Annotated in this window: 17 protein-coding genes; 8 read left to right on the top strand and 9 right to left on the bottom strand. The window is 50.6% G+C overall.

Going from position 1 to position 15,873, the window contains the following annotated elements:
• The first annotated feature begins 322 nt into the window (after positions 1-322).
• From mgtA to EHN13_RS01620, 7 genes are all read left to right on the top strand, one after another.
• Complete coding sequence (gene mgtA / locus EHN13_RS01650; RefSeq protein ID WP_048212840.1) at positions 323-3,031, top strand: magnesium-translocating P-type ATPase; 2,709 nt, start codon at positions 323-325, stop codon at positions 3,029-3,031.
• Positions 3,032-3,409: 378 nt separating this feature from the next.
• Positions 3,410-4,387, top strand: a complete 978-nt coding sequence (locus tag EHN13_RS01645; RefSeq protein WP_124020776.1) for a TRAP transporter substrate-binding protein — start codon at positions 3,410-3,412, stop codon at positions 4,385-4,387.
• Between the two features lie 62 nt (positions 4,388-4,449).
• Positions 4,450-4,959 (top strand): TRAP transporter small permease, encoded by a 510-nt coding sequence (locus EHN13_RS01640; RefSeq protein ID WP_048212838.1) that lies wholly within the window; start codon positions 4,450-4,452, stop codon positions 4,957-4,959.
• A gap of 30 nt (positions 4,960-4,989) precedes the next feature.
• Positions 4,990-6,276 carry a TRAP transporter large permease gene (locus tag EHN13_RS01635; protein ID WP_003839607.1) on the top strand — a complete coding sequence of 429 codons (1,287 nt, stop codon included), beginning with the start codon at positions 4,990-4,992 and terminating at the stop codon, positions 6,274-6,276.
• A 193-nt stretch (positions 6,277-6,469) separates the two neighbouring features.
• Positions 6,470-7,144, top strand: coding sequence for a hypothetical protein (locus EHN13_RS01630; RefSeq protein ID WP_232034658.1), 675 nt, complete (start codon positions 6,470-6,472; stop codon positions 7,142-7,144).
• Positions 7,137-7,556, top strand: a complete 420-nt coding sequence (locus tag EHN13_RS01625) for a hypothetical protein (protein ID WP_124020775.1) — start codon at positions 7,137-7,139, stop codon at positions 7,554-7,556. Before EHN13_RS01630 ends, EHN13_RS01625 begins: the two co-directional genes overlap by 8 nt.
• Positions 7,553-7,921: a hypothetical protein gene (locus EHN13_RS01620; protein WP_124020774.1), complete on the top strand. Its 369-nt coding sequence runs from the start codon at positions 7,553-7,555 to the stop codon at positions 7,919-7,921. Before EHN13_RS01625 ends, EHN13_RS01620 begins: the two co-directional genes overlap by 4 nt.
• 34 nt (positions 7,922-7,955) lie before the next feature.
• Here EHN13_RS01620 and ridA read toward each other — a convergent pair whose 3' ends face one another.
• The 4 genes from ridA to pyrL form a co-directional block, all read right to left on the bottom strand.
• Positions 7,956-8,342 carry a 2-iminobutanoate/2-iminopropanoate deaminase gene (gene ridA, locus EHN13_RS01615; protein ID WP_000047544.1) on the bottom strand — a complete coding sequence of 129 codons (387 nt, stop codon included), beginning with the start codon at positions 8,340-8,342 and terminating at the stop codon, positions 7,956-7,958.
• Positions 8,343-8,542: 200 nt separating this feature from the next.
• The gene (gene pyrI, locus EHN13_RS01610; protein WP_003025816.1) at positions 8,543-9,004 is read right to left on the bottom strand and encodes an aspartate carbamoyltransferase regulatory subunit; all 462 of its coding nucleotides are present in this window, start codon (positions 9,002-9,004) and stop codon (positions 8,543-8,545) included.
• 13 nt (positions 9,005-9,017) lie between these two features.
• On the bottom strand, positions 9,018-9,953 hold the full coding sequence (gene pyrB, locus EHN13_RS01605) for an aspartate carbamoyltransferase (protein WP_061067131.1): 936 nt from the start codon (positions 9,951-9,953) through the stop codon (positions 9,018-9,020).
• A 36-nt stretch (positions 9,954-9,989) separates the two neighbouring features.
• Positions 9,990-10,091 carry a pyr operon leader peptide gene (pyrL, locus tag EHN13_RS01595; RefSeq protein ID WP_016155570.1) on the bottom strand — a complete coding sequence of 34 codons (102 nt, stop codon included), beginning with the start codon at positions 10,089-10,091 and terminating at the stop codon, positions 9,990-9,992.
• Between pyrL and EHN13_RS01590 the strand changes: the two genes are divergently transcribed.
• Complete coding sequence (locus EHN13_RS01590) at positions 10,071-10,193, top strand: hypothetical protein (RefSeq protein WP_086523826.1); 123 nt, start codon at positions 10,071-10,073, stop codon at positions 10,191-10,193. The genes pyrL and EHN13_RS01590 overlap by 21 nt on opposite strands.
• On the opposite strand, the gene EHN13_RS01585 is transcribed toward EHN13_RS01590, so the two are convergent.
• From EHN13_RS01585 to arcA, 5 genes are all read right to left on the bottom strand, one after another.
• Positions 10,190-10,669: an arginine repressor gene (locus EHN13_RS01585; RefSeq protein WP_003839609.1), complete on the bottom strand. Its 480-nt coding sequence runs from the start codon at positions 10,667-10,669 to the stop codon at positions 10,190-10,192. The genes EHN13_RS01590 and EHN13_RS01585 overlap by 4 nt on opposite strands.
• 144 nt (positions 10,670-10,813) lie before the next feature.
• Positions 10,814-12,217 carry a YfcC family protein gene (locus tag EHN13_RS01580; RefSeq protein ID WP_124020773.1) on the bottom strand — a complete coding sequence of 468 codons (1,404 nt, stop codon included), beginning with the start codon at positions 12,215-12,217 and terminating at the stop codon, positions 10,814-10,816.
• A gap of 55 nt (positions 12,218-12,272) precedes the next feature.
• Positions 12,273-13,277, bottom strand: a complete 1,005-nt coding sequence (gene argF / locus EHN13_RS01575; RefSeq protein ID WP_048212834.1) for an ornithine carbamoyltransferase — start codon at positions 13,275-13,277, stop codon at positions 12,273-12,275.
• 56 nt (positions 13,278-13,333) lie between these two features.
• Positions 13,334-14,266, bottom strand: coding sequence for a carbamate kinase (gene arcC, locus EHN13_RS01570; RefSeq protein ID WP_124020772.1), 933 nt, complete (start codon positions 14,264-14,266; stop codon positions 13,334-13,336).
• A gap of 9 nt (positions 14,267-14,275) precedes the next feature.
• Positions 14,276-15,496, bottom strand: a complete 1,221-nt coding sequence (arcA, locus tag EHN13_RS01565; protein ID WP_048212832.1) for an arginine deiminase — start codon at positions 15,494-15,496, stop codon at positions 14,276-14,278.
• Positions 15,497-15,873: the final 377 nt, after the last annotated feature.

The following is a 15,873-nucleotide window of genomic DNA, read 5'->3' as shown; positions in this document are numbered from 1 at the left end:
CCTTCAGGCGATGTGTATACGTTTGGTTTAGTTTCCATGCTGTATCATACCGCCATAATTGTCACAAACCTTATGGTTTTCTGCGTATAATCCGCAGCGCTTATCATTCACTTACCGGAGGCTATATGGATCCCGATCCCACCCCTCTCCCTAAATGGAGAACCCCCCCTCTCCGGTAAGCCTGTTTTCACTGTCTTACCGGAGCTGTAAGACAGTGACGTTCTGACGTCCCTGTTGTGATTTTAAAATTGCCACCAGGCAAGGCTTTGCCACGCCTGAAGGATTTACTGCGCCCGCTTATACTGGTGCAGAGGGACTGCCTATGTTCAAAAATATTACTCGCCAGCTGTTTGCCCGGCTAAACCGCCATTTACCGCATCGTCTGGTGCATCGCGATCCGCTACCCAATGCGCAGACCGTCGCTAGCACGCCGATCCCGCCTTCGCTGAGCGAACATTGCCTGAAAATGGCGCTGATGGACGAAGAAGCGCTGTGGAAAACGTTTGGCGCGCACCCGGAAGGATTGAACGCCGCAGAAGTGGAAAACGCTCGCGAGTTACATGGCGAGAACCAGCTACCGGCGCAGAAGCCGTCGCCATGGTGGGTACACCTGTGGGTCTGCTACCGCAACCCGTTTAATATTCTGCTGACTATTTTAGGCGGCATTTCTTATGCCACCGAGGATCTGTTTGCCGCGGGCGTTATCGCCTTGATGGTTGTCATCTCCACGCTGCTGAATTTTGTCCAGGAGGCGCGTTCCACCAAAGCGGCGGATGCGTTGAAAGCGATGGTCAGCAACACTGCTACGGTGCTGCGCGTCATCAACGAGAAAGGGGAGAACGGCTGGGTTGAACTGCCGATCGACCAGTTGGTGCCTGGCGATATTATTAAGCTGGCAGCAGGGGATATGATCCCAGCCGATCTGCGCGTGGTGCAGGCGCGCGATCTGTTCGTGGCCCAGGCTTCACTGACCGGCGAATCGTTGCCGGTGGAGAAAGTTGCAACCAGCCGCGACCCGCAGCAAAGCAACCCGCTGGAATGCGATACCCTGTGCTTTATGGGCACCAATGTGGTGAGCGGCACGGCGCAGGCCATCGTGATTGCGACCGGGGCCAATACCTGGTTCGGGCAACTGGCGGGCCGCGTCAGCGAGCAGGAAAGCGAGCAGAATGCCTTCCAGAAAGGGATCAGCCGCGTCAGCATGCTGCTGATCCGCTTTATGCTGGTGATGGCGCCCATCGTGCTTATCATCAATGGCTACACCAAAGGTGACTGGTGGGAAGCGGCGCTGTTTGCCCTGTCTGTGGCGGTGGGACTTACTCCAGAAATGCTGCCGATGATCGTCACCTCGACGCTGGCGCGTGGGGCGGTGAAGCTGTCAAAACAGAAGGTCATCGTCAAACACCTCGACGCTATCCAGAACTTTGGCGCGATGGATATTCTGTGTACCGATAAAACCGGCACGCTGACACAAGATAAAATAGTGCTGGAGAATCATACCGATATCTCCGGCAAGCCCAGCGAACATGTCCTGCATTCCGCGTGGCTGAACAGCCACTATCAGACCGGGCTGAAGAATCTGCTGGATACGGCAGTGCTGGAAGGCGTGGACGAAGAATCCGCCCGCCGGCTCTCTACCCGTTGGCAAAAAATCGATGAGATCCCGTTTGATTTCGAACGCCGCCGCATGTCGGTGGTGGTCGCTGAAGAAACCGATGTGCACCAACTGGTATGTAAAGGCGCGCTGCAGGAGATCCTCAGCGTTTGCACCCAGGTGCGCCATAACGGTGAGATTGTCCCGTTAGATGACAACATGCTGCGTCGGGTGAAACGCGTTACCGATACGCTGAATCGTCAGGGGTTGCGTGTGGTGGCGGTGGCAACCAAATACCTGCCTGCGCGTGAAGGGGACTATCAGCGTATTGATGAATCCGATCTGATCCTCGAAGGGTATATCGCGTTCCTCGATCCGCCGAAAGAAACGACCGCCCCGGCGCTGAAAGCGCTGAAAGCCAGCGGTATTACGGTGAAAATTCTCACCGGTGACAGCGAACTGGTTGCGGCGAAAGTGTGTCATGAAGTGGGTCTGGATGCAGGTGATGTGGTTATCGGCAGCAGCATTGAAGGGTTAAGCGACGACGAGCTGGCCCGACTTGCCCAGCGCACCACGTTGTTTGCCCGCCTGACGCCAATGCACAAAGAGCGCATTGTCACACTGCTCAAGCGTGAAGGTCATGTGGTCGGCTTTATGGGCGATGGCATTAACGACGCCCCGGCGCTGCGCGCGGCGGACATTGGTATCTCCGTTGATGGTGCGGTTGATATTGCCCGTGAAGCGGCAGATATCATTCTGCTGGAAAAGAGCCTGATGGTGCTGGAAGAAGGGGTGATCGAAGGACGCCGTACTTTTTCTAACATGCTGAAGTACATTAAAATGACGGCCAGTTCTAACTTCGGTAATGTGTTTAGCGTGCTGGTGGCGAGCGCCTTTTTACCGTTCCTGCCGATGTTGCCGCTGCACTTACTGATTCAGAACCTGCTGTACGATGTATCCCAGGTGGCGATTCCGTTTGATAACGTCGACGAAGAGCAGATCAAAAAGCCGCAGCGCTGGAATCCCGCCGAGTTGGGCCGCTTTATGATCTTCTTTGGACCGATCAGCTCGATCTTTGACATTCTGACTTTCTGCCTGATGTGGTTCGTCTTCCATGCCAATACGCCTGAACATCAGACATTGTTCCAGTCTGGCTGGTTTGTGGTGGGTCTGCTGTCGCAAACGCTGATTGTGCATATGATCCGTACCCGTCGCGTGCCGTTCATCCAAAGCCGCGCCGCATGGCCGCTGATGCTGATGACGCTGGTGGTAATGGTGGTGGGCATTGCGTTGCCGTTCTCACCGCTGGCCAGCTATCTGCAATTGCAGGCGCTGCCGCTGAGCTACTTCCCGTGGCTGGTTGCGATTCTGGCGGGTTACATGACATTAACCCAGCTTGTGAAAGGTTTTTATAGCCGCCGCTACGGCTGGCAGTAATCCTCAACTTCTCTTCTGCAGGATGGCGTTAATACCATCCTGCATTTCTCTTTTTCATTCGAAAGATATTCCCTCGAAATATTGGTGTTTTATTTTTATTGAAATGCTCACGCGGGTAATTAGTATCAAATTGCCTTCTTTGCGTTGCTTTTTTATCAATAAAACGATCTGCATTGCAAAAATGAAACAGTGTGCTAAAAATAATGAGCATCTGTGGTTTTTTGTGAACACAGTCATCGAAATAAGTTGTTACACCAGTTAGTCTGCACAGGTAACATCGTTAAGAAAGTTTCACGCTGCCCATTTTTAATTCCGGCAGTCATTTGCTCTGCAAGCTATTCCTGTTAATGGATATTATGAACTTCTGGAGAAGGACAAATGAAACTGACAAAAAACCTGTTAAGTCTGTGTATTGGCGCGTCGGTATTACTGGCGAGTCATGCAACGCTGGCACAAACCTTTCGCGCCGCAGATGTGCATCCGGCTGATTACCCGAACGTTGTTGCCGTGAAACATATGGGGGAAAAACTGAGTGCCGCCACCGACGGTCGTCTGGAGATTAAAACCTTTCCCGGTGGCGTGTTAGGTGACGAAAAACAGATGATTGAACAGGCGCAATTAGGCGCTATCGATATTATTCGCGTTTCAATGACGCCGGTTGCCGCCATTCTCCCTGAAATTAACGTGTTTACCCTGCCATATATTTTCCGTGATGAAGACCATCTGCATAAGGTTCTCGACGGCATGATTGGTCAGGAGATTGGCGACCGCCTGACGGCCAACACCAAATCGCGGCTGGTGTTCCTCGGTTGGATGGATGCCGGAACGCGCAACCTGATCACCAAAAATCCGGTAGTGAAACCGGAAGATTTACACGGCATGAAAATCCGCGTTCAAGGGAGTCCGATAGCGCTGGATACCTTAAAAGCGATGGGCGCTAACTCCGTTGTCATGGGCGTCAGTGAAGTCTTTAGCGGCATGCAGACCGGCGTTATTGATGGTACGGAGAATAATCCGCCAACGTTTGTAGCGCATAACTATTTGCCGGTCGTGAAAAACTATACCTGGAGCAAACATTTTATTATTCCTGAGCTTTTTCTGTTCTCGAAAGCTAAATGGGATAAGTTGAAAAAAGAAGACCAGGATCTCATTATTAAGCTCGCTAAAGAAGCCCAGGTAGAGCAACGCAAACTTTGGCAGGATTATAATGCGAAATCGCTGGAGACGATGAAAGCCAATGGCGTTCAGTTCCACGATATTGATACGGACTATTTCTATAAAGCCACGCAGTCAGTGCGGGATAATTACGGTAAAGACCACCAGGATTTGATCAAACAGATTCAGGATGTGAAGTAATTCATCAGGTGGAGGATATCAACCCTCCGCCTGAATCTTTTGATTAATTCGAGGTGATGATTATGGGTGAATGCTATTCATCGGTAATGGATTTTCTTTATCGGGTATCAATGTGGATTGCCGGTATCGCATTATTAGTCATGGTCGCCATTATCCCTATTGGCATATTCGCGCGTTATGTTCTGAATAACGCTCTGTCATGGCCTGAGCCCGTCGCCATTCTCTGTATGGTGACATTCACCTTTATTGGTGCGGCGGTGAGCTATCGCGCAGGTTCGCATATCGCAGTGAGCATGGTGACTGATCGTCTGGGTGATGCTTCCCGCCGTTATTGCTCGATAATCGCAGACGTTATGCTGGTGGCGATAAGCCTGTTTATCCTCTGGTACGGAACCAATCTCTGTCTTGAACTGTGGGACCAGCCCGTGGCGGAATTCCCGCTTTTAAGCGCCGGGCAAAACTACCTCCCATTGCCGATTGGCTCTGCCATAACGCTGCTGTTTATCGCGGAAAAGATTTTCCGTGGTCCGCAGTACCAACGTCCCGTTGTCATGCTGGGTTCGACCAGCTAGTTACCGCCCCCATTTCAGAAAGGAAAGCAGATGGATGCATTTATTCTCGTCTTTACGCTCGGCATTATGCTGGCGATTGGGGTACCGGTAGCGTACGCGGTTGGTATTAGCGCCATCATTGGGGCCTGGTACATTGATATCCCACTGGAAGCGGTGATGATCCAACTGACCAGTGGGGTGAATAAGTTTTCGCTGCTGGCGATCCCGTTCTTTATTCTGGCCGGGGCTATTATGGCCGAAGGGGGAATTGCGCGGCGGCTGGTGAACTTTGCCTATATTTTTGTTGGCTTTATTCGCGGAGGGTTGTCGCTGGTAAACATTGTGGCATCAACCTTTTTTGGCGCTATTTCTGGATCGTCTGTAGCGGATACCGCATCCATTGGTTCGGTAATGATCCCGGAAATGGATAAAAAAGGTTATCCGCGCGACTTTGCCGCGGCGGTAACGGCCAGTGGTTCGGTGCAGGCGATTCTTACGCCGCCCAGCCATAACTCGGTTATTTACTCGCTGGCTACAGGCGGAACGGTGTCGATTGCTGCACTGTTTATCGCCGGGATCCTACCGGGCCTGCTGTTAAGTTTCAGTCTGATGGTAATGTGCGTGGCTTTTGCGCACAAACGCGGTTACCCAAAAGGGGAACGCGTGCCGTTTCGCCAGGCGCTGAAGATTTTCGTCGATACGCTGTGGGGCCTGATGACGGTTGTGATCATCATGGGCGGTATCCTGTCAGGTATCTTTACCGCGACGGAGTCTGCGGCGATTGCCTGCCTTTGGGCCTTCTTTGTCACCATGTTTATCTATCGTGACTATAAATGGTCTGAGCTGCCAAAGCTGATGTTCCGCACAGTGAAAACGGTCACGATCGTCATGATCCTGATAGGCTTTGCCGCTGCGTTCGGCGCCGTTATGACCTATATGCAGTTGCCGATGCGTATCACTGAAGCTTTCACCAGCATCTCGGACAACAAATACGTCATTCTGATGTGCATTAACATCATGCTGCTGCTGATCGGTACGCTGATGGATATGGCGCCGCTGATCCTGATTTTGACGCCGGTTCTGCTGCCAGTGACCAACGCGCTCGGCATTGATCCAGTCCATTTTGGCATGATCATGCTGGTGAACTTAGGGATCGGCCTTATTACGCCACCGGTAGGGTCGGTGCTGTTTGTGGCCAGTGCGGTGAGTAAGCAGAAAATAGAACAGGTGGTAAAGGCGATGCTGCCGTTCTACCTCGTGCTATTCCTGGTGCTGATGCTCGTGACATACATTCCGGCGATTTCACTGTTCCTGCCGAAATTGTTTGGCGTGATGTGATAAATGCCCGGTGGCGCTCACGCTTACCGGGCCTACCAAAATTCATTCCGGGCTTCCATGCCCCTTTTTTTTTGTGTTTCACACAATGCAGCTAAATATTTTCTGAATTATGGCATTGCCAGTGTCTTCCAACAGAATACGCTAGATTATAAATGTTAACATCTTGTCATGTTAATTATTCTCAGGAGGCATTATGAACGCTTATATATTGGGGAGAGAGGAACCTGAATATAGTATTGATGTTGGAAGTGGTGAATGGTGCAGTGCGGGGCATTTTTCAGATCAATTTTATTATTATAAATATTACCTGGAGCAATTGATTGATGGGAGCTTATATTTAAAGTATCGCTATCCTTTTGCACGAGAAAATTTACTGCATTATTTGCAAAATACGGGTGAAGACATACATATTAACTTAACTGATATGATGGGAAAATCAGCCCAGTTAAGGGATAATTATGTGCAATTATTGGATGCAGCAAAGAGTTTTTGTAAAACATTACCACCAGGTCAGCATGAATTTACTTCTGCGCATGTTAATACTGATGATTTTATTTCTAGCGATCCAGACTTGTTTTATGCTATAGGAGGTTATCAATACTGGGGAAAAGGTCGAGTGCAAATTACCGAAGATAAGTATAAAAATACAATGAGCAATGGTAGTAGACTATGTAGTTATAATTTGACATTTCAGTTTAAGTTTTTTGACAGGTATAACTGGAATGTTAGTGTCGCAAATTCTGGAGTTCGTTTAGGTAGTATCGTTCCTGTGAATGATACTTTTATGGGGAGGTTTCATCAGGAGTGTCTGGCCAGAGAGTACAATATTTTTGGTGCCATTGAGTCAGAGGTAAAATGGCATGACTGAGCATGGCACTTTATTTTACATAGAAAAAATACTTACTTTCGCTTTAGTTTGTGCCTTTTGTTATATGCTGTATATTATTTCGGTTTGCTGGTTACCAGTACGTGAAAGTCACTATCTTCTGGTTGTACAATGGTGCCGTAACGATGATTCAAATACCCACTATGCAAAGAATTTATCCTGGCATGGTTTATATGTTTATTTGGAGAAATCGTCTGGGAATATTATTGTAAGGGAAATGAACACTCCTCTACACGATCCATTTCAGCCTTATCGGTACGTTTACCGTAAAATTGCACATGAAAATGATATATCCTTGGTCGCAGAGAAATGGGGGGTAATTAAGTGTCATGGAAAAAATAAAGCGCTCATTGGTTCATCTGGTTATTCTTTTTTATGGAGACATGGCCAATGAACACTTTTATAAGACGAGCTACTATAAAAATATTTTTTTTACTAATTATAATGTTTATCTGTATTTTTTCTATTAATTCAGTTGAAAGATATAACAATATTGTTGGTTTTAAAATTCACAATAAGGTAGTTTATACATTGGAAAAGATGAAGAATGATAGTGATGATGATCTTAAAATTAATATTTATAGTTCAAGGTTGAACTGGGTTTTAGGACAAACCTGTTTCTCAGAGAATATAGAATCACAGCAAAAAGGGGAAATGGAATTATATAATTGGGGTGTGGGGATAATCGAAAATGAAACCATCACCTTAAAGAATAATGGAAGAGAATTGATTTTTTCAGTTATAGGCTGCAATACTTAAGGAACCCTGCCAGAGCAGGGCTCTCTAATAAGACTTAGCGACGAACGGCGATCGCTTCAATCTCGATTTTCACGTCTTTCGGCAGACGGGCAACTTCTACGCAAGAACGCGCCGGGAAGGTGGCGTTGTGCTCGGTGAAGAACGCTTCGTAGGTGGCGTTGACGGTGGCAAAATCGTTCAGGTCTTTGACGAAAACGGTCGTTTTTACGATGTCGCCCACTTTCAGGCCTGCTGCTTCAACGATAGCTTTTACGTTTTCCAGCGACTGACGTGCCTGAGCGGACACGTCTTCCGCTACGGCACCGGTTTTCGGATCGACCGGGATCTGACCGGAAGTGATTACCATGCTACCCAGGTCAACGCCCTGAACGTATGGGCCGATTGCTGCTGGTGCATTTTCCGTCGCGATAGTCTTGCTCATGATTTCTCCTGAATTTACAGCGGTAGTAGAATGTTCCCGCCCATTATACACGTCATCCTTCACACCGCCTCTTCGTTGGCTACGTCCTCTTACCCTGGTCACATAGTTTACTATGCTCCCAGTGATAATCGGACTTGCCGCCTCGATGCATTGCGAATGCTTATGTGTAACGGGAGCCGGGATTTCATAACCAACCCTAATTAGTTGGCCAGCACCACATAATGCGAAAACTCTTTTTCACAGTATTTGCATTTGAGTGCGATGTCATCGGCGCGTTTTTTCACTGCAAAACTGGAAGAAACCGGCTCAGCATGGCTGATGCAGTTGCTGTTCGGGCACACCAGCACGTTGTCGATGCGCTCCGGCAGGCTGGGGCGTGATTTACCCACCACGTCGTAATCGTCAATGCGGTTCACCGTTGCCTGCGGAGCGTACAGGGAGAGCTGGTTGACCTGCTCGTCGGTCAGGAAGGTATTTTCGATTTTAATCAGGTCTTTACGGCCCATCTCGCCAGACGGCAGGTTCAGTCCGATAGTGATGCGCTGGTCGGTTTCGGTCAGTTTGAACAGCGTCAGCAGCTTAAAACCAACCTGTGCGGGGATATGGTCAATCACGGTGCCACGTTTGATGGCTTCAACCTGCAGTTTGTTATCGTGTGTCATCTCTTTTTCTCCCTTACAGTGCCAGTTCGCTATTCAGTACCAGTGCCAGTAACGCCTGGCGGGCGAAGATGCCGTTGCCAGCCTGCTGGAAATACCAGGCGTGCGGCGTCTTATCGACATCGGTGGTGATCTCATCGATGCGCGGCAGCGGATGCAGCACCTTCATGTTCTCTTTGGCTCCCGCCAGATCGCTGGCGCGCAGAACAAACTGTGCTTTCACGTTGGCGTATTCGGACGGGTCCAGACGCTCTTTTTGTACGCGGGTCATGTAGAGGATATCGACCTCCGCCATCACCTCTTCGATAGTGCCGTGCAGGCTCCAGGCAATACCTTTTTCATTCAGCATATCCAGAATGTATTGCGGCATGGCCAGCGCGTCCGGGGCGATAAAGTAGAAGCGGTTACCTTCAAACTTCGCCAGCGCCTGGGTCAGGGAGTGGACGGTGCGGCCATATTTCAGGTCGCCCACCATGGCGATGTGCAGATTGTCCAGGCGACCCTGCGTTTCCTGAATGGTAAACAGATCCAGCAGCGTTTGGGTCGGGTGTTGGTTGGAGCCGTCGCCGGCGTTCAGTACCGGAACGTTACCGGAGAACTCCGTTGCCAGACGCGCAGCACCTTCCTGCGGGTGACGCATCACGATGGCGTCGACATAAGTGCTGATGACGGAAATGGTGTCGGCCAGCGTTTCGCCTTTTTTGCCAAGCGACGTGTTGCTGCTGTCAGAGAAACCTACCACGCTGGCGCCCAGGCGGTGCATCGAGGTTTCAAAGGATAAACGGGTGCGGGTTGACGCCTCAAAGAAGCAGCTGGCGATGACCTTATGCTTTAACAGCTCCGGCTGCGGGTTGGCTTTTAATTTCGCCGCCGTCGCGAGGACCAGATTGAGGTCGTCGCGGCTGAGGTCGTTTATGGAAATGATGTGTTTTTGATAGAGCGGGTTAGCCATGTTTATCTCCTGACGCCTGGGCAAAAAAAAAGCCCCTCAATTGAGGGGCTCGGAATGGATGATCAACGGAAAGAAAAACGGCAGGCCAGCGTCCTTTTTCAGACGCGGTAAGACAAAATGTCGTACACACTGAACCATACATCCTCCCGGCAAATTGTCCGCGATTATACTCAGCTCCGTTATGGGATCAAGCGAAAAATGCACGATTTATTCATCGCAAACGGTTCTTATGAATTTTAATTCATTTTAAATAGATAGTTAATCTGCTTGTGCACCAGTCCCGTTCGCTGCACGACTCGCGGCGCAACCCAGACAATACTGCTGCCAGCGATGACACCCAGAATCTCTGGTAACGCGTGGTAATCGAGGATTCTGGCAACGGCACGGCCATAACCTGCTGCAGTATGAATGAGGATAAACTCGCTATTGTGTTCCACGCTGACCACCATTTCAGCAATCGATCGGGCAGCATCCGGCGCGGGTCGCGATTGCGGATTTACAGAATAAATTTTTTGCCCTTTTGTATTTCTTATTTTTATAGCCCCGAGCAGTTTCAGCAGACGGGATACCGTTGACTGGCTAATTCCGGTAAAACCATGGTGTTGGAGATCGCGGCGAAGCGCTTCCTGAGAAAGGTAGCTTTTTTCGCTTATCAGGCGCTGACAAATCGCCAATTGTTTCTGCTCTTTGGTCGAGTAATCATCGAATTCCTTCATAAATACACCCTAAGTTTATCATTTGTATCAATGTGATGGCGAAATTCACCACATTTGCAGTATCAATAACGGCTCAAACGGGCGGTTGCGCAGAAAAACGAGAGTGCGCTCAAAAAAGCCGTCGGGATCCGACGGCTAAAAGGGCTACAACATCGCGCCGATACTCAGGACGGCCATGTTCAGTAACGTCAAAATGAGCAGGAGCGGGGCGACCCATTTCAGGTAGCGCACATAAGGAACGCGAGCGATAGCCAACCCGCCCATCACGACGGCTGAAGTGGGGGTGATCAGATTCACAATGCCAGAAGCGGATTGGTACGCAGTAACGACCAGATCCCTTTGCACATGGGCGAAGTCGGCCAGCGGGGCCATAATGGGCATCGTGAGCACCGCCAGACCAGACGAGGAAGGGACCAGGAAGGAGAGCAATACTTCCAGCCAGTAGGTCACATTGATGAAAATGGTGGTGAAAAGACCGGAGACTAAATTTTCGGCGCTGTGCAGAATGGTGTGGGTAATCATACCGTTATCCATCACCACGACGATACCGCGCGCAATGCCGATAATCAGCGCCACGCCGAGCAGATCCCGCGCACCGTCAATGAAGGTACTGGTGAAGGCTTCTTCACTCATGCGGGCAATCACGCCGACGATAATCGCAGAAGCCAGAAAGACTGCGGATATTTCTGCCATCCACCATCCGAGTACCGCGACGCCATAAATCATTACCGCAAAGGCGGCGGCGAATATCAGCAGGATCCACTTACGCGTAGCTGTGAATTCAAGGTTAGCGTTGCCGCGATTGCCGAGGAAATGCGCGCGGTTTTCCTCCATTTTATCCGCCACAATCGACAACTCCGGGTGATTGCGGACTTTGCGCGCATAACGCATGACCCACACTACGCAGATAACATAGCCGACGACCAGCAGCAGAATGCGCATCAGCATGCCCTGGGTGAAGGGGAGCCCGGCGGCGTTAGCCGCGATAACCGTCGCGAAAGGGTTGATTGTCGAACCGAGCGTGCCGATGCCTGCGCCGAGTAGCACGGTCGCCGCCGCAACCAGTGGATCAAAGCGCGCGGCCATCATGACCGGAACTAATAAGGTGTAGAAAGGGAGTGATTCTTCCGCCATGCCGTAAATCGTGCCTCCGGCGGCGAAAAGCCCCATCAGAATGGGGATCATCCACTCTTCTTTGCCGTTCAGCCTGACCGTCACGCGTTCGATGCCTGCGTCGATGGCGCCCGTTTTGTTTACCACGCCGAGAAACCCACCGATGATCAGGACAAACAGCGCGACATCAATTGCGCCTGCGGTGTAGGTTTCGTGGTTATAAAGCCCGTCAATCGGTGCCAGCAGGACAGCGGTTATGCCTTGTGGATGCGCCTCGGTCGGGGCATAAGTACCGGCAACCGGCACTTCTTTGCCGAGGGTAGCATTCATCGCCATCTGGTATTTCCCTGCCGGGACAATCCAGGTCATAACGGCGACGAGTGCAATGAGAATAAACAGGATGGTATACGCGCTGGGAAATTTGAATTTGCCCATGATGTTCTCCGGATAGCTTGGGCATATGCCGCCAGGCGACACACGCCCGCAGGGGTTAGTCGCCGAGTGTCGCTACCATGACCGCTTTGATGGTATGCATCCGGTTTTCCGCTTCGTCGAAGACGATGGAATGCGCTGACTCGAATACCTCTTCCGTGACTTCAAGTCCTTTCAGACCGTAAGCCGCTTCGATTTCACGGCCCACTTTGGTGTGCTCATTATGAAAGGCGGGCAGGCAGTGCATGAATTTCACATTGGGATTGCCGGTCGCATTGATGACCTGCTGATTAATCTGGTAGGGCGTCATCAGGCTGACGCGTTCTGCCCACGCTTCTTTAGGTTCGCCCATCGAAACCCAGACATCGGTATAGAGGAAATCTACGTCGTATACCCCTTCCGCAACATCGTCCGTGAGCGTAATGCGTGCGCCCGTTACGCTGGCGATTTCGCGGCATTCGGCAACCAGCGCCTCGTCCGGCCAGAAGGACTTTGGCGCGACCAGACGAATATCCATCCCCATTTTCGCCGCGCCGACCATCAGCGAATTACCCATGTTGTTGCGGGCGTCACCGAGGTAAGCGAAGCTCAGCTCCGGCAAGGTTTTACCCGGCGCGTGTTCCAGCATGGTCATCAGATCCGCGAGGATCTGGGTGGGGTGAAATTCATTTGTTAGCCCGTTCCAGACCGGCACACCGGCGAATTGTCCCAGTTCTTCCACGATCTCCTGGCCGTAGCCGCGGTATTCGATGCCGTCATACATGCGGCCTAGCACGCGGGCGGTATCTTTCATCGACTCTTTATGGCCGATCTGCGAGCCGCTTGGGCCGAGGTAGGTCACCTGTGCGCCCTGATCGAAAGCGCCGACTTCAAAGGCGCAGCGGGTGCGGGTTGAGGTTTTTTCGAAGATCAGCGCGATATTTTTACCGACCAGCGTCTGTCTTTCGCGTCCGGCCTTTTTTGCTGTTTTTAACTCGATAGCCAGATCGATCAGGTACTGTATTTCCGCAGGGGTGTAGTCCAGCAGTTTGAGAAAATTGCGATTTTTCAGGTTAACAGTCATGAAAATATCCTTATGTAGGCCGGATAAGGCGCAGCCGCCATCCGGCAAAAAAAGCCCTAAGCGTGAGCGTCGGTGGTTTCGAGACGAATGAGCGTGCCTTTGTCGCCGGCGAGAATGGCCGGACCGTCGGCCAGTGAACCGATGCCTGCAATTCCGCGACAGTGAGAGACGAATTCCGCGCAGGCGGTGACTTTGGGGCCCATTGAACCGGCGTCGAATTGCATTTCACCGAGCAGTTCCGGCGTCACCTGGGCCAGCGGGCGCTGGGTAGGTTTGCCCCAGTCGAGATACACCGCGTCGGCATCGGTGAGGATCAGCAACGCATCGGCATGGAGTTGGCGGGCGAGCAGTGCGGCGGAGAGATCTTTGTCGATCACCGCTTCAATGCCGTGGTAGCCATCGGCTTTTTCCACCACCGGTACGCCGCCACCGCCGTTGCAAATCACCAGATGATCGCGGGCGATCAATGTGCGAATGGCATCACTTTCAACGATACGTTTGGGTTGTGGAGAGGGCACAACGCGACGGAACGCTTTACCATCGGCTTTGAAAATCCAGCCCTTTTCCGCGTGTAGCGTTTTAGCCTGATCGTTGTCGTAAATCGGTCCGATATATTTGGTCGGATTACTGAAGGCTGGATCGTGGGCATCGACTTCAACCTGAGTCAGCAGGACGCTAATTTCACGTTGCGGCAGCTGGTTTTTCAGGGCTTGTTGCAGCATATAGCCAATCATTCCCTGACTTTCCGCACCGAGAATGTCGAGCGGATAAGGGGTAACGCGGTCATAAGCGCTGTTCTGTAACGCCAAAAGTCCAACCTGTGGGCCATTGCCATGCACAAGAATCACGCGCCATTGCTGCGTAAGCTGAGCGATAGTTTTTGCCGCCAGCTCAATATTCTTGCGCTGGATGTCAGCTTCCAGCGGTTCACCGCGTTTGAGCAGCGCATTGCCGCCCAATGCCACAACCAGGGTAGGTTTGTTTTCCATAACGTCTCCTTAAATACCGTCGCGTTCCAGTGGGCAGCTCATGCAGCGCGCGCCGCCGCGTCCGCGTCCCAGTTCGTCGCCAGGAATGGGTAAAACGGTGATACCGGCTTTGTCGTATTTTTCGTTGGTCCAGATGTTGCGCTCGTAACCCACCACCACGCCGGGGCGCAGCGTCAGAACGTTGTTGGCGTCGTTCCACTGTTCGCGTTCAGCTTCGAAGGCGTCGCCACCGGTGGTGATCAGCGTGATTTGGTCGAGGCCCAGCGCTTTTTCGAGGGCGTGCACCAGCGTACTTTCCTGGGTGCGTTTCAGGCCGCCGCGCCCGTCTGGCGTCAGGGTCCAGCACTGGACATCCGGGCGTACCACTTCCGGGTAGACGGAGAAGGTATCGATATCGATGTGGGTCATGACGGTATCGAGGTGCATACAGGAGCGATGTTTCGGCAGTTCAACCGCGATGACGCGTTCAGCCTGGCGATGCTTAAACAGCGACTGGGCAAGGAACTCAATGCCCTGCGGCGTGGTGCGTTCCGACATACCGATGAGTACCGCGCCGCGACCAATCACCAGCACATCGCCACCTTCTAATGTGGCGTGGTCGTAATTAATATTTTCATCGCCGAAATATTTAATAAATTCACCATCGGCAAATTGTGGATGCCAACGGTAAATTGCTCGCAGGTTATTGGTTTCCCGCTGGCGTGCGGTTTTTGCCATCGGGTTAATGGATACACCGTTATATATCCAACAGGAGGTATCGCGAGTAAATAGGTGGTTGGGTAATGGCTTCATAATAAAGTCATTAATATCGTGAGTATCGACCACCATATTTTTGATGGAGGCAGGAATTTCCCCGTAGGTTAGCCCGCCGCTTAAATGCCGGGCGAGTTCCCGGTGCTGCATATCTGCAAGCCATGCGCGAATATCGGTAGCGAAAGCGGGGCCAAGGCGATAATCAGAGATTTGTGTCTCCAGCAGCCAGCCTTTGGCATCCGGGACATCTAAGGTTTGTGTCAATAAATCAGTGAGTAACAGAACCTCAATCCCTTGCTGACGTAACGTGTTGGCGAAAATGTCATGTTCTTCTCCTGCACGTTCTACCGAAAGAACATCATCAAAAAGCAGTTCCTGACAATTTGATGGCGTCAGCCTTTTTAAGCTGAGGTTAGGGCGATGTAGCATTACGCTACGTAATTGACCGATTTCAGACCCGACATAATGCTTTTCCATCATTATTCCTTTAATACGATTTTAAAAAATAAAGAGGAGGTGCCTGCAAATAATATTTATTGCAGTCATGATTTTTCAGCTGATTTCAGAATCTATATTTAGATCTTATTTGATGAGGAAATGTGATTTATTTCACAGTCAGGTCGATGGTTGGCTTTTGTTGTTTAATTTATGAGATGGCTCTGAGAATTAACAAAATAAAAATGCGAATAATTGAATTACTACGCGGGAATATGTCTTGTTATTTATCGGTGTTAATTTTATGTACATGTTTAAAAGTGCTGCAATATAAGTAATGTATTGATTTGTTTGTGCTTTTTTATGTGTAATGAATTATTATGCGAATTTATGATTTTATTATTTGCACTGTAATGCTT

The sequence above is a fragment of the Citrobacter youngae genome (genome assembly GCF_003818115.1).
In the GTDB taxonomy this organism is placed as follows: domain Bacteria; phylum Pseudomonadota; class Gammaproteobacteria; order Enterobacterales; family Enterobacteriaceae; genus Citrobacter; species Citrobacter youngae.
The sequence above is the reverse complement of the archived record's forward strand: the minus strand, read 5'-3'. Positions and strand labels throughout refer to the sequence as shown.